This window comes from Pseudomonas sp. DE0157 (genome assembly GCF_007678615.1).
Classification (GTDB): Bacteria; Pseudomonadota; Gammaproteobacteria; order Pseudomonadales; family Pseudomonadaceae; genus Aquipseudomonas; species Aquipseudomonas parafulva_B.
This window is the reverse complement of sequence record NZ_VEJN01000008.1, coordinates 202,811-223,092: the sequence shown is the minus strand read 5'-3', so window position 1 is coordinate 223,092 and position 20,282 is coordinate 202,811. Positions and strand designations below refer to the sequence as shown.

The following is a 20,282-nucleotide window of genomic DNA, read 5'->3' as shown; positions in this document are numbered from 1 at the left end:
TTCATACGGCCCCTACGCTGCGCTTCGGGGTTCCCTCACTCCGGTCTTGCTCCCGGGAGGACCGCGCTGTAGGCCCCTTCCTGGGGCCCAGCGCTTGACAGGCATCCATGCCTGTCACCTCCCTCCGCAAGCCCTGCGTTCGGCCTCCTGAAGTCGCGAAGATCAAAAGCCAAAGCCAAAGCCAAAGCCAAAGCCAAAGCAAGATCAAGATCAAAGGCCAGAGGCGAGTAAGGTCGAGAGCTGATAGTTGCTAACCTAATCGGGATGCCTGGCAGTCCCGGCTCAGACCCTATCCCCGCCGCGCGCGTTGCTCCAGATACTCCCGCACCTGCACAGCATCCCCAACAAACTCGATCCGCTCGGCCTTCGTCTCACGCTGATAGGCATACATCGGGTCGTAGTACTCGTTGAGCAACCCCTCGATCCAGCCTCGGTGCAGGTCCACGCAGCCACTACGCAATTGCTCTCCCAAGGCCTGCTCAAGCAGCGCCGTGAGCCGCTGATGTCGCTCACCGCCCAGGCGCTTGCGGATGTTGGCCATGCTCTGCAACATGCGCTGCGCGAACAATTGCTGCCCGGCTTGCTCGCCATGCAGGGCGATGAATTCGGCACTGAGGTCGATGACATAGTCACGCAGGATGCGCTCGACCCGGCCATCGAAACTGTCCTCCAGCCACACCAGCGGGTAGTGCTGCATGCCCTGATACAAAGACAAAGGCACCGTGCAACTGCCAACGATGCGGCCTTCATCCTCCAGCACGAACTGGCCAATGCCTTGCGCGCGCTTTTTAAGCACATCGATGGCCAGCTGGTTCTCGAAGTCGATCTGAGCCGGTTGCCCGGTGGCGCGTTTGCCAAAGCTCGACCCGCGATGATTGGCATGGCCTTCAAGGTCCAGTACGTTGCCCAGCTGTTGCAGCACATCGGTCTTGCCAGTACCGGTCAAGCCGCCAACCAACACGAAATCGCACTCGCTTACGGCCTGCTCCGTGGTCTCGAGCAGGTAGTTGCGCATCGCTTTGTAGCCCCCGGTGATACGCGGGTAGCGAATACCGGCTTCATCGCGCAACCACCCTTGGACGATCTGCGAGCGCAGGCCGCCACGAAAGCAATACAGATAGCCGTCCGGATGAGCCTGAGTGAATGCCACCCACGCCTCCAGACGAGCCTGCTTGGTGGCGCCGCCCACCAGTTGATGACCCAGGGCGATGGCGGCAGCCTGCCCCTGCTGCTTGTAACAGGTGCCAACCTTCTGCCGTTCCACATCGTTCATCAGGGGCAGATTGACCACGCTGGGAAAGGCGCCCTTGGCAAACTCGACGGGCGCACGCATGTCCATCATCGGCACGTCGTCGAGGAACAACTGGCGGAAATCAGTGCAGTCGGGCCGCATCAGACGACCTCGACTGCGTGGCGCTGTCGCTCCGCCAGGTAGCCGATAGGCGACAGCTGCAAGCCCAGGTCAGCAGCTGCCGCGAGAAATGCGTCCTCACCTTCCGGGGTTACGGCCACCAGCAGCCCGCCGCTGGTCTGCGGGTCGCACAGCAAGTGCTTCTGATCGTCACTGAGCGCGCCTAGCTTGTGCCCGTAGCTCTCGAAGTTGCGCAGCGTCCCCCCTGGAATGCAGCCGGCGGCGAGGTAGTGCTCGACACTCGGCAGGCGGGGCACCTTGGCGTAGTCCAGGTGTGCGGTCAGGCCGCTGCCTTCTGCAAGCTCAACCAGATGGCCTAGCAGGCCGAACCCGGTGACGTCCGTCATGGCCTTGACCCCGTCGAGCTTGCCAAAGCGGCTGCCTGGTGTGTTCAGGGTACACATCCAGTCGCGCGCCACGCCTCGATCCTGCTCGCGCAGCACGGCTTTCTTCTCGGCGGTGGTGAGGATGCCGATGCCCAGGGGCTTGGTCAGATACAGGCGGCAGCCCGCCGTGGCGGTGTCGTTACGCTTGAGATGACGCTTGCTGACAACGCCAGTCACCGCCAGGCCGAAAATCGGCTCGGGTGCATCGATGGAATGACCACCGGCAAGCGGGATACCGGCTTCGGCGCATACCGCCCGGCCACCGCGGATCACCTCACGGGCAACCTCTGGTGCCAGGACGTTGACGGGCCAGCCCAGGATGGCAATGGCCATCAGGGGATCACCGCCCATGGCGTAGATATCGCTGATGGCGTTGGTTGCCGCGATGCGGCCGAAATCGTAGGGGTCATCGACGATGGGCATGAAGAAGTCGGTGGTCGACACCACACCGCGCTCCTCGTCCAGGGCATACACGGCGGCATCGTCGCGCGACGCATTGCCGACCCAGAGCTTCGGATCCAGGGCCTGGGCACCGCTTTCGGCCAGGATGACGTCCAGCACCTTGGGGGATATCTTGCAGCCACAGCCGGCACCGTGGCTGTACTGGGTCAGGCGAATCGGCTCGCTCATGTGTACCTCGGCAGGTCAATTTATCGCGCGATTGTAGCAAAGCTGGTCATTGGGACTGCGGCTCTTATAATCGTCGGGTCAATGACTCGCATCGAGCTGCAAACTGCACGTCGGCAAGGCAGCCCACCTGCACTGCCTGTTATTGCGCGCAGCCTCGAACTCACCCCATTCCCCGCTATTGAACCGGAGAAACCCATGCTCAAACGTCCCTTGGCGCTCGCCGCCAGCCTCGTGCTGTCCTGCTGTGCCCTGGCCGTCCAGGCCGCAGAGACACTGCGTGTCAGCGCCATTCCCGACGAAGCGCCCACCGAACTGCAACGCAAGTTCAAACCCTTGGGCGAATACTTGTCCAAGCAGTTGGGCATGCAGGTGAAGTTCGTGCCGGTGGCTGACTACCCGGCCGTGGTCGAGTCGCTGGCCTCCGACCGGCTGGACCTGGCGTGGCTGGGCGGGTTCACGTTCGTGCAGGTGCACCTGAAGGATCCGACTGCCACGCCGCTGGTGCAACGCGAGCAGGACGCCCAATTCACCTCCAAGTTCATCACTGCCAACCCTGCAGTAAAAAGCCTGGCGGACCTCAAGGGCAAGTCCTTCGCCTTCGGGTCCATTTCTTCCACGTCCGGTAGCTTGATGCCACGCTATTTCATGCTCAAGCAGGACAACATCAAACCTGAAGGGTACTTCAGCCGCGTAGCCTATTCCGGTGCCCACGACGCCACCGTGGCCTGGGTACAGGCTGGCAAGGTCGATGCCGGTGTGCTCAACGCCAGCGTTTGGCAGAAACTGGTGGACGCCGGCAAGGTCGATACCGCCAAGGTGCGCGTGTTCGCCACGACCCCGACCTATTTCGACTACAACTGGACGGTGCGTGGCAACATGGACCCGGCCCTCAAGGAGAAGATCAAACAGGCCTTCCTGAACCTTGACCCCGCCGATCCAGAGCAGAAAGCCATTCTCGACCTGCAGGCAGCCAGCCGCTTCATCGAAACCAAGCCGGAAAACTACGCGGGCACCGAGCAAGCCGCCCGCGAGGCTGGCTTGCTCAAGTGACGTCTGCCGTGCCTTCTGAAGCAGTCATCGCGCTGCAAGGCGCAAGCTTGCGGCATGGCGCGGTGCGCGCCCTGGAGGGCGTGACCTTGCGCATCGCGCAGGCTGAGCGCGTCGCCATCATCGGCCCATCGGGGGCGGGCAAGTCCAGCTTGCTGCACCTGATGGCCACGGCGACCAGGCCGAGCAGCGGCCGTCTGGAGGTGCTCGGGCAGCAACCATGGGCGTTGTCGGCAGGGGCCCGGCAGCGCCTGCGGGCCCAGGTAGGTCTGGTTCACCAGGCGCCGCCACTGCCGCCGCGCCAGCGGGTGGTCACTGCCGTGCTGGCGGGCCGTCTGGGCCAGTGGGGGCTTGGTCGCAGCCTGCTCAACCTGTTGTATCCCTGCGATGTGCCTGGTGCGCGCCAGGTCTTGGCCGAACTGGGGCTAGCAGACAAGCTGTTCGTGCAGTGCGGTCAACTGTCAGGCGGCCAGCTTCAGCGGGTGGGTATTGCGCGGGTGCTGTATCAGCAGCCTCGTATCATGCTCGCCGACGAGCCGGTGTCGGCGATGGACCCGGTATTGGCCGATCACAGCCTGGCGCTGCTCAACCGGCATGCCCAGGCCACTGGCGTGGCGCTGGTAGCCAGCCTGCATGCGGTCGAATTGGCTCTGGCCCACTTTCCCCGGGTGATCGGCATACGCGAAGGGCAGGTGCTGTTTGATTGCCCAGCCGAGGCTGTGACCGATGAGCTGCTGCAAGCGCTGTACGCCAACGAGCAGCTGGTGGCCAAGCACGGCCTTAATGCGAGCCCCCACGTGCAGTTGCCCAGATGCTGAACGCCAGTCAACGTGATCCGGCAATGGCGCCAAGAATACTGATCGGGTTGCTGGCCATCGCGGTCCTGTGGCCGGGTATCCAGTTGAGCGAGTTGAACCCGGCCGTGCTTTTACAGGCCGAAAACCGCGAGCAGATGGCGAGTTTCACGGGGGCATTCTGGCCACCTGCACATGAGCGCGACTTTCTCGAGCTATTACTTGAGGCCACCCTGCAGACCTTGGCTGTGGCCACCGCCGGCATGGCGCTAGCCTGGCTGCTGGCCGTGCCGGCAGGGTTGCTGGCCAGCCGCGCCTTGTCCCTGAACGCTGCCTCGCGTGGCGGGCGCCCGGGTGCCTGGTCGCGCCTGGTGCGGCTGCCCGTACGGGGCGTGCTGATCTTCCTGCGCAGCGTGCCTGAGATCGTCTGGGCACTGTTGTTCGTGCGCGCTGTAGGCCTCGGGCCCACGGCCGGGGTGCTGGCAATCGCCATTACCTACAGCGGCATGCTGGGCAAGGTGTATGCGGAAATCTTCGAATCGGTGGACCAGCGGCCCGCCCACGCCTTGTTGCAGGCGGGCAGTGGACGGCTGGCCGCCTTTTTCTACGGCATCTTGCCCAATGCCGTCAGCGAAGCGGTGTCCTACACAGTATACCGGTGGGAATGTGCAGTACGGGCATCGGTGGTGATGGGGTTCGTGGGGGCCGGCGGGCTGGGTCAGCAGATCGACCTGTCCATGCGCATGTTCGCTGGCGCCGAGGTAGCCAGCATGTTGTTGACGTTCCTGGCCCTGGTGATGCTTGCCGATGGGCTCAGCCGCCTATTGCGCGGGAGGCTGGCATGAATCGGCTGATCAACCTGGCCCTGTTGGCCGCGCTGCTGGCAGCCATCGTCGGTTCGTTCGCCTATTTGGGGTTGGATTTCGGGGCGTTGATCGGCAATGGTGGGCTGGCCCAAATGGGTGAGTATGCCGGACGGTTCCTGACCCCGGACCTGTCCAGCGAGCATCTGCGTGCGGTGGCGCATGGCGCATTGGAAACCCTGGCCATGTCCGGTATCGGCACGTTGCTGGCCGTCGTCATGGGCCTGTTGCTGGCGATGCCGGCGGCGGGCCGGTTTGGCTGGCCGTTGCAGGGGCTGGCCCGGTTGCTGCTCAATGCGCTGCGCGCCATTCCGGAGCTGGTGTGGGCCGCGCTGACCGTGCTGGCAGCTGGACTTGGGCCAAACGCTGGCACCCTGGCGTTGGCGCTGCACACCGCCGGCGTACTGGGGCGTCTGTTTGCCGAGGCGCTGGAAAACGCCTCGCCTGAACCTGCCGCAGCCATTCGCCTGCAAGGCACGGGGCAGGTAGCAGCCTTCTGCTACGGCACCTTGCCTAACCTGTGGCCGCAGTTGCTGGCCTACAGCTTGTACCGTTGGGAAAACAATATACGCATGGCCAGTGTGCTGGGCTTTGTGGGTGCTGGAGGCTTGGGGCAGATGCTCTACACCACCTTGAGTCTGTTTCAGGAAGCCCAGGCCAGTACGGTGATCATCGGGATGCTGGTGCTGGTGTTCCTGGTCGATGCGCTCAGTGATGTACTGCGCCAGCGTTTCGTAAGGGCCTGATCAGGCCAGCGGCCCTGCGGCCGCTGCCTGTTCTCAAGCGCTCACGGCCTCGGCCGATTGCGCCCCGCGCTGCATCGATTCCAGGTTGCGCTCGATCGTCTCGCAGATGGTATCCATCTGGATCTGGTGTTCGCTGAAGCGGAATGGGCTCTGCAAGTCGGTACCGATGCGCTCGATCGCCAGCAGCATGAAGCCTACAACCGTGGAGGCCAGGGGCGTGAACCACTCCAGCGACTCCACCAGGCCGACCGGTACGATCAAGCAGAACAGCGTGATGAACAACCGGGGGAAATAAACATAAGGGTAGGGCAGTGGCGTATTGGCGATTCGCTCCATGCCCCCTTGTGCATTGGACAAGTCCACCAGCGTGGACTCAAGGCGAGCCAAGCGGATGCTGTCCAGCCGGCCCTCCTGATATTCCCTGGCCAGTAACGCGGCCGAACCACTCAAGATGTCATTGGCAAAATTGTTGGAGCCGTGGTGCCGCTCGAATTCTGCCTCAGGGATAAACGCCACCAGCTCCTGCGGGCATTTCTCCCCTTTCAGGTGCGCTGCCAGGCAGTTGATGTAGGCGATGTGCCGACGCAGCAGGGTCGCCTTGACCGGATTGAGCCCCTCGTCGGGGTCATCGATCAGGGTCAGCGTCTGGCGGGCAAAGCTGCGGGAACTGTTGACCAGGGCACCCCACAAGGTACGTGCTTCCCACCAGCGGTTATAGGCGCTGCTGTTGCGAAAGCTCACCAGCACGACCAGCGCCGAACCCATCAATGAAAGCGGGATCAAGGGCAGGGTGAACTTGCTGTTGAGAAACAGCATGAAATCAATGGTGACCAATACGTCCCAGATCAGCAGCCAGAACAGTGACCAACCGATGTAGCCGAAGGTTTTCACGACCAAGCGGTATTTGCGGAGGATGACGTCTTTCAAATGGCGCACCTTAAACGGTTCAGGACCTTGGATGGGACGTCGGGTCGCGCCGAAGGTTCTGGATGAGGTTGTGGCAGCGCATGTGGGGCTGACAGGTGCTGAGGCGACATCCCAAATGAGTGTATGCATTTCATCCAGACGCGTTTGCCGGCCTGATTTGGATGGTGGCACAATGCCTTGCCTCAGCATGCACATGCTTCGCAGTTGTACCGTGCACCTTCAGCCTTATCTTCTCGGTATCCCACCATGATCGAGCGCACCGGCACGGGCCTTTCCTTCGCCAAACGCATGTATGCCCCACGCGCCATCGGAACTGGCCTAGGCTTCTTTTGTGTGATGATCGGAATCGCGCCATTACAGCCAGGGGGATGGGTGTGGGCGCTGTTACTGGCACACGGTTTTGTCTGGCCGCACCTGGCGTTTCAGATTGCTCGGGTATCCGCCCAGCCCTACAAGGCCGAGCAGCGCAACTTGGTGGTCGATGGCTTCGCCGGGGGTTGCTGGGCGGGTGTCATGGGGCTCAACCCACTGCCCAGCGTGATCATCCTGTCGATGATCGCCATGGACAAGATTGCGGCCGGTGGCTGGCCCCTATTCATGAAAACGGTACTTGCCCAGGGTGTCGGCATCGCCCTGGGCCTATGGCTGTTCGCGCCGCCGCTTTTTCCGGCCACTACGCAGGCGCAGATGCTGGCGTGCCTGCCGATCCTGCTGATCTACCCCATGGCCATCGGCATGATCTGCTATCAGGTGACCGTCCAGTTGGGCCAGCATAAACGTGCACTGGCCCGCCTGAGCCAGACCGACAGCCTCACGGGCTTGCGCAATCACGGGGCGTGGCAGGAACTGCTGCTGCGCGAATTTGCACGTTGCCGAGCTAGCACAGGGAGCAGTTGCCTTGCCCTGATCGACGTCGACCACTTCAAGCAGATCAATGACCGTCATGGCCATCAGGTGGGTGACAATATCCTGCGGGTGATCAGTGCCACGCTTTCCTTGCACTTGCGCAAGCATGACCCTGCGGCGCGCTATGGCGGGGACGAATTCTGCGTGATGCTGCCTGACACGACGCCAGGGCAGGCAAGGGAAGTGCTTGAGCGGCTGCGCCTGGCCGTGGAGGCGTTCCGCGACCCAGCGCTGCCGCACCTTAACTTGAGCCTGAGCATCGGTATCGCCCCTTACCATGCAGGCATTACCGATGCCCAAGCCTGGCTGCATGCCGCCGATATGGCGTTGTATGCCGCCAAGCGCGCCGGGCGAAATTGCATCGTCCTGGCGCCCCAGGCCTCTGAACCCGCCTGATCAGGGTTTTGCAGCCACAGCCACAAAGCCTTTGACCGACGTTGGGGCCTGAGGCTTGGACTTGCGCGCCAGCATGTACTGGTAGCGCCGCCACTCCTTGTCGATCTCGCTGAAGGACATGAACACACTGACCCGGTCCTTGCCCACCAGATCCGGTCGCCTGACGGCATCGATGCCGCTGGTGGGGATGATGGCGATGTTGATGCCTACCACGTTACCGTCATCGGCGAATACCGGGCCGCCAGACATCCCCTTGGTGATCGGCCCGTCGTGCACCGAATAGAACACGCTACCAGGGGTGCCATCGAGCCGGACCAGTGACGAGAGCGCGTGGCCCTTGCCCTGCACGGGCATCATCAAGCTGTTGTAACCCACTGCTGTGACCGCTTCCCCAGGCACATATTGGCGCCAATGCGGTACTTGGCTGGCTTTGTGCTTGAAGAACACCACATCGCCCAGGCCTTCATGGACCACGTTGCGCAGGAAAGGGGTGTGTTTGGCGGTGACTGCATAATCCGCGTTCCACTGGATGGCGCTTGCCATCAGCAGCATGGGCAGCGGCGCTCCGGACGTCACCACGAAAGCTTGACTGTAGACCGGGTCTGAAACGTAGGACGTTGGCACTCCATTGCACCCACTCAGCAGCATCATTGCCGCCATACAGGGCGCGGTTGTTTTCATTGATCACACAAGGGGAGGGGGTTGAGGGGAGCCGCACTATGGCTAAATGCCATCAGTTAGGCAATTCGTTCGGCTTTTATCCGACGAAGTGAGGGTAGGCGGCGGGTATGGCCACTGGCCAATAGCATTGCTGCATGGTCAGGCACCAGCGAATCAATGGGCTGACGCCAGGCAAATGTGATGCACTGAGCGGTTTTCACGGCGCAAAAAAAAAGCCGACCATTTAAGGTCGGCTTTTCGGATTTGGTGCCCCGAGGGAGACTCGAACTCCCACTCCTTTCGAAAACGGATTTTGAATCCGCCGCGTCTACCAATTCCGCCATCAGGGCGTGGCGCGCAGTATAGAGAGGTGCCGTCGGTCGGTCAATCGTCTTTCATGGTCAATTTTCATTCCTTGGGCTAAACTTCCCGGCCCTGCCGAACCGAACATCATCATGCGCGTTGCCGATTTCTCCTTCGAACTTCCCGATTCCCTGATCGCCCGCCATCCATTGGCCGAGCGCCATGGCAGCCGCCTGCTGGTGCTCGATGGGCCAAGCGGTGCACTCGAGCACCGGCAATTCCCCGACCTGCTCGGCTACCTGCGCCCTGGCGACCTGATGGTGTTCAACAACACCCGGGTCATTCCGGCACGGCTGTTCGGCCAGAAGGCATCCGGGGGCAAGCTTGAAATGCTGGTCGAGCGCGTGCTCGACAGCCATCGCGTGCTGGCTCACGTGCGGGCGAGCAAGGCGCCCAAAGTGGGCACGGTCATTCTCGTGGACGGTGGTGGTGAAGCTGAAATGGTCGCGCGCCATGACACCTTGTTCGAGCTGCGTTTCACCGAAGAGGTGTTGCCGCTGCTCGACCGGGTTGGTCACATGCCGCTGCCGCCCTACATCGATCGCCCTGACGAAGGCGCCGACCGGGAGCGCTACCAGACGGTCTACGCCGAAAAGGCAGGTGCTGTCGCCGCCCCCACGGCGGGCCTGCATTTCGACGAAGCACTGCTCGAGCAGATCGCCGCCAAGGGGGTAGAGCAGGCGTTCGTCACCCTCCACGTGGGGGCAGGCACATTCCAGCCAGTGCGGGTCGACAAGATCGAAGACCACCACATGCATAAGGAATGGCTCGAAGTGAGCCAGGCTGTGGTCGATGCCATCGAGGCCTGCCGCGCCCGTGGCGGGCGTGTGATCGCCGTGGGCACCACCAGTGTGCGGTCGCTCGAAAGCGCCGCCCGTGATGGCCAGCTCAAGCCCTTCAGCGGTGACACCGATATCTTCATCTACCCCGGTCGCCCGTTCCACGTGGTCGATGCGCTGGTCACCAATTTCCACCTGCCCGAGTCCACGCTGCTGATGCTGGTCTCGGCCTTCGCCGGTTACCCCGAGACCATGGCTGCCTACGCGGCGGCGGTCGAGCAGGGGTACCGCTTCTTCAGTTACGGTGATGCCATGTTCATCACCCGCAATCCGGCGCCTCGCGGCCCCGAGGAGCAAGCATGAGTCGCACCTGCCGAATGTCCTTCGAACTGCTGGCCACCGACGGCAAGGCCCGTCGTGGCCGCATCACCTTCCCCCGTGGCACGGTCGAAACCCCGGCGTTCATGCCGGTGGGCACCTATGGCACGGTCAAGGGCATGCTGCCCCGTGACATCGAGGCCATTGGCGCCGAGATGATCCTGGGCAACACCTTCCACCTGTGGCTGCGCCCAGGCACCGAGGTAATCAAGAAGCACAACGGCCTGCACGATTTCATGCAGTGGAAAGGCCCGATTCTTACCGATTCCGGTGGCTTCCAGGTCTTCAGCCTGGGCGCCATGCGCAAGATCAAGGAAGAAGGCGTGACCTTCGCCTCTCCCGTGGACGGCTCCAAGGTGTTCATGGGCCCGGAGGAATCCATGCAGGTGCAACGCGACCTGGGCTCGGATGTGGTGATGATCTTCGACGAGTGCACCCCGTACCCTGCCGAGCACGACATCGCTCGTACCTCCATGGAGCTGTCGCTGCGCTGGGCCCAGCGCTCGAAGAACGCCCATGCCGACAACACCGCCGCGCTGTTCGGCATCGTTCAGGGCGGCATGTACCAGGACCTGCGCATGCGCTCGCTGGAGGGGCTCGAGAACATCGGCTTCGACGGCCTGGCCATTGGCGGCCTGTCGGTGGGTGAGCCCAAGCACGAGATGATCAAGGTGCTGGACTACTTGCCAGGGCAAATGCCGGCTGACAAACCTCGTTACCTTATGGGGGTAGGCAAACCGGAGGATCTCGTTGAGGGTGTGCGCCGCGGCGTCGACATGTTCGACTGCGTGATGCCTACGCGCAATGCGCGCAACGGCCACCTGTTCGTCGACACGGGGGTGATCAAGATCCGCAACGCGTTCCATCGCCATGATGAATCGCCACTGGATCCGACCTGTGACTGCTACACCTGCAGCAACTTCTCCCGCGCCTATCTGCATCACCTGGACAAGTGCGGCGAAATGCTCAGCAGCATGTTGAATACCATCCATAACTTGCGCCATTACCAGCGCTTGATGGCCGGTTTACGCGAGGCTATTCAACAAGGTAAATTGGCCGCCTTCGTCGACGCCTTCTACGCCAAGCGCGGGCTTGTTGTACCGCCCTTGGACTGACTGTCTGCATCCATTATTAAAATATTTGCATTAGGAGTGCACCCATGAGCTTCTTGATCCCCGCCGCATACGCGGACGCTGCAGCCCCTGCCGCCGGCCCCGCCGGTACTGGTTTCGAGTGGATTTTCCTGGTTGGTTTCCTGGTCATCTTCTACCTGATGATCTGGCGTCCACAGGCCAAGCGCGCCAAAGAGCAGAAGAACCTGCTGGGCAACTTGCAAAAAGGTGACGAAGTTGTCACCAACGGCGGTATCGCCGGCAAGATCGTCAAAGTGGCCGATGATTTCGTGGTGCTGGAAGTGTCCGACACTGTCGAGCTGAAGTTCCAGAAGGGCGCCATTGCCGCGACCCTGCCAAAAGGTACGCTCAAGGCTATCTGAGTTACCGGTTTCATTTTTCCAGTCGGGGCGCGCAACGCGCCCCGCGTCTTGAACGGGCGGCGTGATGCTGAACAAATACCCTCTGTGGAAATACGCACTGATCCTGCTGGTGCTGGCGATCGGTTTCATTTATTCCGCTCCCAACCTCTACCCGGATGACCCGGCCGTGCAGATCAGCGGTGCCAGCTCGGCGCTGCAGGTCAACCAGGCCGATCTCGATCGCGTCAGCAAGGCGCTGGTCGATGCGAACATCGCAGTCAAAGGCGTGAGCCTGGGTGAGAAGGGCAGTGGCCTGATTCGTCTGACCAATCAGGAAGACCAGCTGCCCGCCAAGGATGTGGTGCGCAAGGCGCTGGGCGATGACTATGTCGTGGCGCTGAACCTGGCACAAACCACCCCGCAGTGGTTGCGCAACCTGGGTGCCAGCCCCATGAAGCTGGGCCTGGACCTGTCTGGTGGCGTGCACTTCCTGCTGGAAGTGGACATGGACAAGGCCATGAGCGCCCGCATGAAAGTCTACGAAGGCGAGGTCAAGACCTTGCTGCGCAAGGAGCGGGTCCGCTACCGCAGCCTGCCGCAGCAGGACGGCGGCATCATGCTCGGCTTTGCTGACAATGCTACACGCGAACAGGCACGCGCCCTGATCCGCAAGAATTTCAACGATTTCGACCTGACCACCACCGAGCGCAACGACCTCGCCGTGCTGCGTCTGGCGCTGTCTCAGGCGAAAGTGGCCGAGATTCGCGAATACTCGATCAAGCAGAACCTCACCACCGTGCGCAACCGTGTCAACGAGCTGGGCGTCGCCGAGCCACTGGTGCAGCGCCAGGGCGCCAACCGCATCGTGGTCGAGCTGCCGGGTGTGCAGGACACTGCCGAAGCCAAGCGTATCCTGGGCAAGACGGCGAACCTGGAGTTCCGTTTCGGTGCCGAGCCGGGCGCGTCCAAAGCCACCACCGAAGTGTTCGAGTTCCGTGAAGGGGGGCGTTCGGCGCCCGTCGAGCGTGGCCTGATCATCACCGGTGACCAGGTGACCGACGCCCAGGCCAGCTTCGATGAGCATGGCCGCCCGCAGGTGAATATTCGTTTGGACGGGCATGGCGGCGAACTGATGAGCCGCGCTACCCGCAGCAACGTCGGTCGCAGCATGGCGGTGATCTTCATCGAGCAGAAGCCTGTCACGCGCTACGTGAAGCAGACGGTCGACGGTGTCGAGAAGGACGTTGCGGTCCAGAGCTTCCAGGAAGAGAAGAAGATCATCAGCCTGGCGACCATCCAGTCGCCGCTGGGTAGCCAGTTTCGTATCACGGGGCTGAACGGCCAGGGCGAATCGTCCGAGCTGGCCCTGCTGCTGCGTGCTGGTGGACTGGCCGCACCGATGTACTTTGCCGAAGAGCGTACCATCGGCCCAAGCCTGGGTGCCGACAACATCACCAAGGGCATCGACGCCTCGCTGTGGGGTATGCTGTTCGTCTCGTTGTTCATCATTGCCATCTACCGCGGCTTCGGTGTCATAGCCACCATCGCCCTGGCGGGTAACATGGTGCTGCTGCTGGCCCTGATGTCGTTGCTTGGCGCCACCCTTACCCTGCCGGGTATTGCCGGTATCGTGCTGACCATGGGTATGGCGGTGGACGCCAACGTACTGATCTTCTCGCGTATCCGCGAAGAGCTCAAAGCCGGCATGTCGGTGCAGCGCGCCATCCATGAAGGTTTCAACCGCGCCTATACCGCGATCATCGACGCCAACCTGACCAGCCTGCTGGTCGGCGGTATCCTGTTCGCCATGGGTACCGGCCCGGTCAAGGGCTTTGCGGTCACCATGTCCCTCGGGATTTTCACCTCGATGTTCACCGCCGTCATGGTGACCCGCGCAATGGTCAACCTGACCTGTGGCGGGCGTGACATCAAGAAGCTGTGGGTTTGAGGGAGCTGCGATGAAAACCATCAATTTCATGGGCGTACGCAATGTCGCCTTCGGCGTCACCGTACTGCTCACCGTGCTGGCCCTGTTCAGCTGGTGGCAAAAGGGCCTGAACTTTGGCCTGGACTTCACCGGCGGCACATTGATCGAGCTGACCTACGAGCGCCCGGCCGATCTCAAGGCGGTGCGGGCCGAGCTGGTCGAGTCGGGTTTTCACGAAGCAGTGGTGCAGAGCTTCGGTGCCACCACCGACCTGCTCGTGCGCATGCCGGGTGACGACCCGCAGCTGGGCAACAAGGTAGCCGCGGCCCTGCAGAAGGCAGGCGGTGACAACCCTGCCACCGTCAAGCGTGTCGAGTTCGTCGGCCCGCAGGTGGGTGAAGAGCTGCGTGACCAGGGCGGCATGGGCATGCTCCTGGCGCTGGGTGGCATCCTTATCTACCTGGCGTTCCGCTTCCAGTGGAAATTCGCTGTGGGGGCCATCATCTCGCTGATCCACGACGTGATCGTGACCCTGGGCATTCTGTCGTTCTTCCAGATCACCTTCGACCTGACGGTGCTGGCGGCGGTGCTGGCCATTATCGGCTACTCGCTCAACGACACCATTGTCGTGTTCGACCGGGTGCGCGAGAACTTCCGGGTCATGCGCAAGGCGTCTCTGATCGAAAACATCAACGTCTCCACCACCCAGACGTTGCTGCGTACCGTGGCGACTTCGGTGTCCACTTTGCTGGCCATTGCTGCCTTGCTGTTCTTCGGCGGTGACAACCTGTTTGGCTTCTCGCTGGCACTGTTCATCGGCGTCATGGCCGGTACCTACTCGTCGATCTATATCGCCAACGTGGTGCTGATCTGGCTCAACCTGAACAGTGAAGACCTGATTCCGCCGGCCAAGACCGAGGGTGTGGACGACCGTCCATGACCCACTGACGCTCCGCTTGGCGGACGAAAGGGCGCGAGTGTTGAACTCGCGCCCTTTTTTTTGCTCCAAGGCAAGGAGAAAGCGGGCCAAGTCCCGTATGTACGATCAGGAGGTTCACGTGAATAAATCAATGCTGGTGGGTGCGGTGCTAGGTGCTGTCGGTGTCACTGCCGGAGGTGCTGTGGCGACCTACAGCTTGGTGAACAAAGGGCCTGAGTATGCTCAGGTCACCGACGTGCAGCCGATCAAGCAGCAGGTCAAGACCCCGCGCGAAGTGTGCAAGGACGTGACCGTTACTCGCCAGGCGCCAGTCAAGGATCAGCATCAAATCGCCGGCACCGTGGTCGGCGCGCTGGCCGGTGGCCTGTTGGGCAACCAGATCGGCGGCGGCACTGGCAAGAAAATCGCGACCGTGGCCGGTGCGGTGGGTGGTGGTTATGCGGGCAACAAGGTGCAGGAGGGCATGCAGCAGCGTGACACCTATACCACGACCCAAACCCGCTGCAACACGGTCAATGACGTCAGTGAAAAAGTGGTGGGCTACAACGTCAAGTACACCATCGGCGATCAGGTCGGCCAGGTGAAAATGAATCGTGAGCCAGGGCCCACCATTCCGGTGGACAAGAACGGCAAGTTGATTCTCAGCGACGCGGGTCAGTGATCTTGCTGCCGGCGTTGGCCCTGTGCCGGCGCCACTGATGCATGGCTGGCAGGCATGAAAAAAGCACCCCGAGGGGTGCTTTTGTTTTCCTGCGTCAAATGTTCAACGCTTCATGCTTTCTGGCAGGTGCGGTTGGATGGCAGTCAGTACTGCCTTGAAGCACTTGATGTTGCCGGCGACGATGTGGCCTTTGTCGAGGAAGTCATGGCCGCCATTGAAGTCGCTCACCAGGCCGCCCGCTTCCTGAATCAGGAGCACGCCTGCGGCCATGTCCCATTCGGAAAGGCCCGACTCCCAGAATGCATCGAAACGGCCTGCGGCAACATAGGCCAGGTCCAGGCTCGCTGAGCCAGCGCGGCGGATGCCGGCGGTCTGGCCGATCAGGCTACGGAACATGCCCAGGTAGTTGTCCAGGTCGGCCATCTGATTGTCCCGGAACGGGAAGCCGGTGCCCAGCAGGGCGCCGTCCAGGCTGGTACGCGAGCTGACGCGCAGGCGGCGACCATTGAGCTGGGCGCCACGGCCACGGCTGGCGGTGAATTCTTCCTGGCGAACCGGGTCGACGATCACGGCGTGTTCGAGGCGGCCACGGTACTTGCAGGCGATGCTGACGGCGAAGTGCGGGATGCCGCGCAGGAAGTTGGTGGTGCCGTCCAGCGGGTCGATGACCCACAGGTAGTCCTTGCCTTCTTCGCCGGAGCCGGCGTGCAGGCCGGTTTCCTCGCCCAGGATGGAGTGGTTCGGGTAGGCCTTGCGCAGAGCATTGACGATGCTCTGTTCGGCGGCACGATCGACTTCGGAAACGTAGTCCTTGGCCTCTTTCTCATCGACCTTGATGCTATCCAGGCGTTCGATGGAGCGGAAGATCAGTTCACTGGCGCTGCGAGCGGCGCGCAGGGCGATATTCAGCATAGGCTGCATGGGCGGGTCACCTGGAGATGTTAAAGAAGAAAGCCGAACATTGTATCAGAAAAATAGGGCGGCAGAAGTGCGCATTCGCGTGCGTGGCGTTACGCCTGTCGGTTCTGTAAGATTCCAGGCCCTGATTTCCGCCACTGTGAGCACGAGACCTTGCTGCAGAATATTCGTGTCGTGCTGGTCAATACCAGCCACCCCGGCAATATCGGCGGCGCTGCGCGCGCCATGAAGAACATGGGCTTGTCGCGTCTGGTGCTGGTGCAGCCCAGGCAGTTTCCTGCCGAAGAGGCCAGTGCTCGCGCCTCCGGCGCGGACGATGTGCTCAATGACGCCGTCGTTGTCGACAGCCTGGAGCAGGCGCTGGTCGGCTGCAACCTGGTGATGGGCACCAGCGCACGCGAGCGCAGCATCCCATGGCCGCTCATCGGCCCTCGTGAGTGCGGCGACAAGGCAGTGCAGCACGCCGCCGGGGGCGAGCAGATCGCCCTGGTGTTCGGGCGCGAGCATGCCGGGCTGACCAACGAAGAGCTACAGCGATGTCACTTCCATGTGCATATTCCGTCCAACCCGGAATTCAGTTCGCTGAACCTGGCCGCCGCCGTTCAGGTGCTTGCCTATGAAGTGCGCCTGGCCAGCCTTGCGACCGACCGCTCGCCGGCCCAGGTCGAGAAGCCCGACGCCGATGCCTTGGCGACCATGGATGAGATGGAGCTGTTCTACGACCACCTGGAGAAAACCCTGGTTGGCATTGGCTTCCTTGACCCCGACAAGCCCAAGCACCTGATGCCGCGTCTTCGCCGGCTATACGGTCGGGTGGCAGTGGAGCGCACGGAAATGAGCATTTTGCGCGGCATTCTTACCGAGACCCAGAAGGTGGTCCGGGGTGAGCCGCATAAACGGAAGGACTGACAGATGCTGGAACGTCTGCGTGAAGATATTCAAAGTGTATTCCACCGTGACCCGGCGGCGCGCAACGCTTTCGAGGTGCTGACCTGCTACCCCGGCATGCATGCCATCTGGCTGCACCGGTTGGGCAATGCCCTGTGGCGGCGGGATTTCAAGTGGCTGGCACGCTTGGTGTCCAACTTCGGTCGCTGGTTGACCGGTATCGAGATTCACCCGGGCGCCACCATCGGTCGGCGGTTCTTCATCGACCACGGCATGGGCATCGTTATTGGCGAAACCGCCGAGATTGGTGACGACGTCACGCTCTACCAAGGCGTAACGCTGGGCGGCACCAGCTGGAATAAAGGCAAGCGCCACCCAACGCTCGAAGATGGCGTGGTGGTCGGGGCAGGGGCGAAGGTGCTGGGGCCATTCACCGTGGGTGCTGGGGCCAAGATCGGTTCCAACGCGGTCGTGACCAAGGCCGTGCCCGCCGGTGCGACGGCTGTCGGCATCCCCGGGCGCATCATCGTCAAGGACGAGCAGGGCGATGTCGAGGCACGGCGCAAGGCCATGGCCGAGAAGATCGGTTTCGATGCCTATGGGGTCAGTGGCGATATGCCTGACCCGGTCGCCCGCGCCATTGGCCAGATGCTCGATCATCTGCAGGCCGTCGATGAGCGCCTGGAGGGTATGTGCGGGGCGCTCACGCGAATGGGCAGCGATTACTGTGCCAAGGAGCTTCCTGCGCTGCCAGAAGATGACTTCACCGAACAGGCGCAGTTGGCCAAGCGCGACATCCAGCCGCATTGATCCCGCCGCGCCAGGCGCGGTGTCTGGCACAGGGGCGTGTGTTATCGCCCCCGTGTCTGCTACAATCGCGGCCGCCTCCCCTCATGCAAACCCGACTAAGGCACTAGGTCTAATAGTTGACTTAAATGCTCGGGAATCGCATACTTGCACACATCCCGTAACTCCCGTGGTACCCAATAGCCATGCGACTGACTACCAAAGGCCGATACGCCGTGACTGCCATGCTCGACCTGGCGTTGCACGCGCAGCATGGGCCGGTGTCTTTGGCCGACATCTCCGAGCGCCAGGGCATATCCCTTTCCTATCTGGAACAGCTGTTCGCCAAGCTGCGCCGCAGCAGCCTGGTTTCCAGTGTTCGCGGCCCCGGTGGCGGCTATCAGCTGTCGCGCGGCATGGAAACCATCCAGGTCGCCCAGGTCATCGACGCGGTCAACGAATCGGTCGATGCCACCCGCTGCCAAGGGCTCGGGGACTGCCATGCCGGTGATACCTGCCTGACCCACCACCTGTGGTGCGACCTCAGTCAGCAGATCCACGAGTTCCTCAGTGGCATCAGTCTGGTCGACCTCGTCATGCGCCGCGAGGTGCAGGAAGTCGCCCAGCGCCAGGACCTGCGTCGCGTCGCCGGTCTGTCTGCCCCGCTGGACAAGATTGAGACGTCCGCCGTCGATTGATCCTTCGGGACGACGAGCGACGCCACCGCCTGATAGGAGAGAAAAATGAAGTTGCCGATCTACCTCGATTACTCCGCGACCACCCCGGTCGATCCACGCGTAGCCCAGAAGATGGCCGAGTGCCTGACGGCCGACGGTAACTTCGGTAACCCGGCTTCGCGTTCCCATGTGTTTGGCTGGAAGGCCGAGGAAGCGGTCGAGAACGGTCGCCGTCAGGTCGCTGAGCTGATCAATGCCGATCCGCGCGAAATCGTCTGGACCAGCGGTGCCACCGAGTCCGACAACCTGGCCCTGAAGGGTGTTGCGCACTTCTATCAGACCAAGGGCAAGCACATCATCACCTCCAAGATCGAGCACAAGGCGGTACTCGATACCGCTCGCCAGCTCGAGCGTGAGGGGTTCGAGGTCACCTACCTGGAGCCGGGCGAAGATGGCATCGTCACCCCGGCCATGGTCGAGGCGGTCCTGCGTGACGACACTATCCTGGTGTCGCTGATGCACGTGAACAACGAAGTCGGCTCGATCAACGACATCGCCGCCATCGGTGAACTGACCCGTTCGCGCGGCGTGCTGTTCCATGTCGATGCCGCTCAGTCTGCCGGCAAGGTCGAAATCGACCTGCAGAAGCTCAAGGTCGACCTGATGTCGTTCTCCGCGCACAAGGTCTACGGCCCCAAGGGGATTGGCGCGCTCTATGTCAGCCGCAAGCCGCGGGTACGCCTTGAGGCAGCCATGCACGGCGGTGGTCATGAGCGCGGTATGCGTTCGGGTACGCTGCCAACTCACCAGATTGTCGGCATGGGCGAGGCATTCGCCATTGCCAAGCAGGACATGGCGGCTGAAAACGCACGCATCAAGGCCTTGAGCGACCGCTTCTTCAAGCAGGTCTCCAGCCTCGAAGAGCTGTACGTCAACGGCAGCCTGACTGCTCGCGTGCCGCACAACCTGAACCTGAGCTTCAACTATGTCGAGGGCGAATCGCTGCTGATGTCGCTCAAGGACATCGCCGTCTCGTCCGGCTCGGCGTGCACCTCCGCCTCGCTCGAGCCGTCCTACGTGCTGCGTGCACTGGGCCGTAACGACGAGCTGGCACACAGCTCCATCCGCTTCTCCTTCGGCCGCTTCACCACCGAAGAAGAAGTTGACTACGCCGCGCAGAAAGTCTGCGAGGCCGTGAACAAGCTGCGTGAACTGTCCCCACTCTGGGACATGTACAAAGACGGCGTCGACATCTCCAAGATCGAGTGGGCCGCCCACTAAGCAGTCGCCGGCAAGAGCGGCTCCCTGATGAGGAAGGAATTGCACCATGGCATACAGTGAAAAGGTCATCGACCACTACGAAAACCCGCGCAACGTCGGCAAGATGAATGCCGAGGACCCGGATGTCGGCACCGGCATGGTCGGCGCACCGGCGTGTGGCGACGTGATGCGCCTGCAGATCAAGGTCAACGAGCAGGGCGTGATCGAAGACGCCAAGTTCAAGACCTACGGCTGCGGTTCGGCCATCGCTTCCAGCTCCCTGGCCACCGAGTGGATGAAGGGCAAGACTCTGGACGAAGCCGAGACCATCAAGAACACGCAGCTGGCTGAAGAACTGGCGTTGCCGCCGGTCAAGATCCACTGCTCGGTACTCGCCGAAGATGCCATCAAGGCTGCTGTTCGCGATTACAAGCAGAAGAAAGGCTTGATCTAACGTCGCCCGTT

At 62.0% G+C, this 20,282-nt stretch carries 21 protein-coding genes and 1 tRNA gene; 16 read left to right on the top strand and 6 right to left on the bottom strand.

Features of this window, described 5'->3' with window-relative positions:
* Nucleotides 1-289: 289 nt before the first annotated feature.
* On the bottom strand, nucleotides 290-1,393 hold the full coding sequence (gene mnmH, locus FS777_RS12875) for a tRNA 2-selenouridine(34) synthase MnmH (protein WP_145255825.1): 1,104 nt from the start codon (nucleotides 1,391-1,393) through the stop codon (nucleotides 290-292).
* Nucleotides 1,393-2,427, bottom strand: coding sequence for a selenide, water dikinase SelD (gene selD / locus FS777_RS12870; protein ID WP_058604348.1), 1,035 nt, complete (start codon nucleotides 2,425-2,427; stop codon nucleotides 1,393-1,395). Before selD ends, mnmH begins: the two co-directional genes overlap by 1 nt.
* Nucleotides 2,428-2,622: 195 nt before the next feature.
* Here selD and FS777_RS12865 point away from each other — a divergent pair, with 195 nt between their 5' ends.
* From FS777_RS12865 to phnE, 4 genes are read left to right on the top strand one after another with little or no spacing between them, the layout of a single operon-like run.
* The gene (locus tag FS777_RS12865; RefSeq protein ID WP_058604349.1) at nucleotides 2,623-3,477 is read left to right on the top strand and encodes a putative selenate ABC transporter substrate-binding protein; all 855 of its coding nucleotides are present in this window, start codon (nucleotides 2,623-2,625) and stop codon (nucleotides 3,475-3,477) included.
* A gap of 8 nt (nucleotides 3,478-3,485) precedes the next feature.
* The gene (locus tag FS777_RS12860; RefSeq protein WP_078479450.1) at nucleotides 3,486-4,292 is read left to right on the top strand and encodes a phosphonate ABC transporter ATP-binding protein; all 807 of its coding nucleotides are present in this window, start codon (nucleotides 3,486-3,488) and stop codon (nucleotides 4,290-4,292) included.
* Nucleotides 4,286-5,113 (top strand): ABC transporter permease, encoded by an 828-nt coding sequence (locus FS777_RS12855; RefSeq protein ID WP_078479082.1) that lies wholly within the window; start codon nucleotides 4,286-4,288, stop codon nucleotides 5,111-5,113. Before FS777_RS12860 ends, FS777_RS12855 begins: the two co-directional genes overlap by 7 nt.
* Nucleotides 5,110-5,877 (top strand): phosphonate ABC transporter, permease protein PhnE, encoded by a 768-nt coding sequence (gene phnE, locus FS777_RS12850; RefSeq protein WP_145255821.1) that lies wholly within the window; start codon nucleotides 5,110-5,112, stop codon nucleotides 5,875-5,877. Before FS777_RS12855 ends, phnE begins: the two co-directional genes overlap by 4 nt.
* Before the next feature lie 33 nt (nucleotides 5,878-5,910).
* Here phnE and FS777_RS12845 read toward each other — a convergent pair whose 3' ends face one another.
* Nucleotides 5,911-6,804 (bottom strand): bestrophin family protein, encoded by an 894-nt coding sequence (locus tag FS777_RS12845; protein ID WP_058637447.1) that lies wholly within the window; start codon nucleotides 6,802-6,804, stop codon nucleotides 5,911-5,913.
* A 246-nt stretch (nucleotides 6,805-7,050) separates the two neighbouring features.
* Here FS777_RS12845 and FS777_RS12840 point away from each other — a divergent pair, with 246 nt between their 5' ends.
* Entirely contained in the window at nucleotides 7,051-8,106 is a 1,056-nt protein-coding gene (locus tag FS777_RS12840) for a diguanylate cyclase (protein ID WP_145255818.1), read from the top strand.
* Here FS777_RS12840 and FS777_RS12835 read toward each other — a convergent pair whose 3' ends face one another.
* Nucleotides 8,107-8,754 carry a trypsin-like peptidase domain-containing protein gene (locus tag FS777_RS12835; protein ID WP_145255834.1) on the bottom strand — a complete coding sequence of 216 codons (648 nt, stop codon included), beginning with the start codon at nucleotides 8,752-8,754 and terminating at the stop codon, nucleotides 8,107-8,109.
* Nucleotides 8,755-9,031: 277 nt separating this feature from the next.
* Nucleotides 9,032-9,116 (bottom strand) — tRNA-Leu (locus FS777_RS12830).
* A 105-nt stretch (nucleotides 9,117-9,221) separates the two neighbouring features.
* Between FS777_RS12830 and queA the strand changes: the two genes are divergently transcribed.
* From queA to FS777_RS12800, 6 genes are all read left to right on the top strand, one after another.
* Nucleotides 9,222-10,271, top strand: coding sequence for a tRNA preQ1(34) S-adenosylmethionine ribosyltransferase-isomerase QueA (gene queA / locus FS777_RS12825; RefSeq protein ID WP_145255815.1), 1,050 nt, complete (start codon nucleotides 9,222-9,224; stop codon nucleotides 10,269-10,271).
* A gap of 14 nt (nucleotides 10,272-10,285) precedes the next feature.
* Nucleotides 10,286-11,401 (top strand): tRNA guanosine(34) transglycosylase Tgt, encoded by a 1,116-nt coding sequence (tgt, locus tag FS777_RS12820; protein WP_178091268.1) that lies wholly within the window; start codon nucleotides 10,286-10,288, stop codon nucleotides 11,399-11,401.
* A 44-nt stretch (nucleotides 11,402-11,445) separates the two neighbouring features.
* Nucleotides 11,446-11,781, top strand: coding sequence for a preprotein translocase subunit YajC (gene yajC, locus FS777_RS12815; protein WP_023533309.1), 336 nt, complete (start codon nucleotides 11,446-11,448; stop codon nucleotides 11,779-11,781).
* Between the two features lie 64 nt (nucleotides 11,782-11,845).
* A complete protein-coding gene (gene secD / locus FS777_RS12810; RefSeq protein WP_027913681.1) occupies nucleotides 11,846-13,708 on the top strand; it encodes a protein translocase subunit SecD in 1,863 nt (620 codons plus the stop codon).
* A 10-nt stretch (nucleotides 13,709-13,718) separates the two neighbouring features.
* Nucleotides 13,719-14,627: a protein translocase subunit SecF gene (secF, locus tag FS777_RS12805; RefSeq protein ID WP_058637451.1), complete on the top strand. Its 909-nt coding sequence runs from the start codon at nucleotides 13,719-13,721 to the stop codon at nucleotides 14,625-14,627.
* Nucleotides 14,628-14,745: 118 nt separating this feature from the next.
* Entirely contained in the window at nucleotides 14,746-15,288 is a 543-nt protein-coding gene (locus FS777_RS12800) for a glycine zipper 2TM domain-containing protein (protein WP_058604497.1), read from the top strand.
* A 102-nt stretch (nucleotides 15,289-15,390) separates the two neighbouring features.
* Here FS777_RS12800 and suhB read toward each other — a convergent pair whose 3' ends face one another.
* On the bottom strand, nucleotides 15,391-16,209 hold the full coding sequence (gene suhB, locus FS777_RS12795; protein WP_058604358.1) for an inositol-phosphate phosphatase: 819 nt from the start codon (nucleotides 16,207-16,209) through the stop codon (nucleotides 15,391-15,393).
* A 150-nt stretch (nucleotides 16,210-16,359) separates the two neighbouring features.
* Between suhB and trmJ the strand changes: the two genes are divergently transcribed.
* The 5 genes from trmJ to iscU all read left to right on the top strand — a co-directional run bounded on the left by trmJ (nucleotide 16,360) and on the right by iscU (nucleotide 20,271).
* Entirely contained in the window at nucleotides 16,360-17,115 is a 756-nt protein-coding gene (gene trmJ, locus FS777_RS12790; protein WP_145255812.1) for a tRNA (cytosine(32)/uridine(32)-2'-O)-methyltransferase TrmJ, read from the top strand.
* A gap of 3 nt (nucleotides 17,116-17,118) precedes the next feature.
* Nucleotides 17,119-17,904 carry a serine O-acetyltransferase gene (gene cysE, locus FS777_RS12785; protein WP_023533458.1) on the top strand — a complete coding sequence of 262 codons (786 nt, stop codon included), beginning with the start codon at nucleotides 17,119-17,121 and terminating at the stop codon, nucleotides 17,902-17,904.
* 182 nt (nucleotides 17,905-18,086) lie between these two features.
* Complete coding sequence (iscR, locus tag FS777_RS12780; protein WP_145255809.1) at nucleotides 18,087-18,578, top strand: Fe-S cluster assembly transcriptional regulator IscR; 492 nt, start codon at nucleotides 18,087-18,089, stop codon at nucleotides 18,576-18,578.
* A gap of 45 nt (nucleotides 18,579-18,623) precedes the next feature.
* Nucleotides 18,624-19,838: an IscS subfamily cysteine desulfurase gene (locus FS777_RS12775; RefSeq protein WP_058637453.1), complete on the top strand. Its 1,215-nt coding sequence runs from the start codon at nucleotides 18,624-18,626 to the stop codon at nucleotides 19,836-19,838.
* A gap of 46 nt (nucleotides 19,839-19,884) precedes the next feature.
* Nucleotides 19,885-20,271 (top strand): Fe-S cluster assembly scaffold IscU, encoded by a 387-nt coding sequence (gene iscU / locus FS777_RS12770; RefSeq protein WP_003248539.1) that lies wholly within the window; start codon nucleotides 19,885-19,887, stop codon nucleotides 20,269-20,271.
* The last annotated feature ends 11 nt before the right edge of the window (nucleotides 20,272-20,282 follow it).

Bases quoted from the DNA above. Each gene is read 5' to 3' on its own strand.
- yajC (WP_023533309.1), top strand. From the start codon at position 11,446: ATGAGCTTCTTGATCCCCGCCGCATACGCGGACGCTGCAGCCCCTGCC.
- iscU (WP_003248539.1), top strand. From the start codon at position 19,885: ATGGCATACAGTGAAAAGGTCATCGACCACTACGAAAACCCGCGCAAC.
- iscR (WP_145255809.1), top strand. From the start codon at position 18,087: ATGCGACTGACTACCAAAGGCCGATACGCCGTGACTGCCATGCTCGAC.
- FS777_RS12855 (WP_078479082.1), top strand. From the start codon at position 4,286: ATGCTGAACGCCAGTCAACGTGATCCGGCAATGGCGCCAAGAATACTG.
- FS777_RS12865 (WP_058604349.1), top strand. From the start codon at position 2,623: ATGCTCAAACGTCCCTTGGCGCTCGCCGCCAGCCTCGTGCTGTCCTGC.
- selD (WP_058604348.1), bottom strand. From the start codon at position 2,427: ATGAGCGAGCCGATTCGCCTGACCCAGTACAGCCACGGTGCCGGCTGT.
- secF (WP_058637451.1), top strand. From the start codon at position 13,719: ATGAAAACCATCAATTTCATGGGCGTACGCAATGTCGCCTTCGGCGTC.
- suhB (WP_058604358.1), bottom strand. From the start codon at position 16,209: ATGCAGCCTATGCTGAATATCGCCCTGCGCGCCGCTCGCAGCGCCAGT.
- tgt (WP_178091268.1), top strand. From the start codon at position 10,286: ATGTCCTTCGAACTGCTGGCCACCGACGGCAAGGCCCGTCGTGGCCGC.
- FS777_RS12840 (WP_145255818.1), top strand. From the start codon at position 7,051: ATGATCGAGCGCACCGGCACGGGCCTTTCCTTCGCCAAACGCATGTAT.
- phnE (WP_145255821.1), top strand. From the start codon at position 5,110: ATGAATCGGCTGATCAACCTGGCCCTGTTGGCCGCGCTGCTGGCAGCC.
- FS777_RS12775 (WP_058637453.1), top strand. From the start codon at position 18,624: ATGAAGTTGCCGATCTACCTCGATTACTCCGCGACCACCCCGGTCGAT.
- secD (WP_027913681.1), top strand. From the start codon at position 11,846: ATGCTGAACAAATACCCTCTGTGGAAATACGCACTGATCCTGCTGGTG.
- cysE (WP_023533458.1), top strand. From the start codon at position 17,119: ATGCTGGAACGTCTGCGTGAAGATATTCAAAGTGTATTCCACCGTGAC.
- mnmH (WP_145255825.1), bottom strand. From the start codon at position 1,393: ATGCGGCCCGACTGCACTGATTTCCGCCAGTTGTTCCTCGACGACGTG.
- FS777_RS12835 (WP_145255834.1), bottom strand. From the start codon at position 8,754: ATGCTGCTGAGTGGGTGCAATGGAGTGCCAACGTCCTACGTTTCAGAC.
- queA (WP_145255815.1), top strand. From the start codon at position 9,222: ATGCGCGTTGCCGATTTCTCCTTCGAACTTCCCGATTCCCTGATCGCC.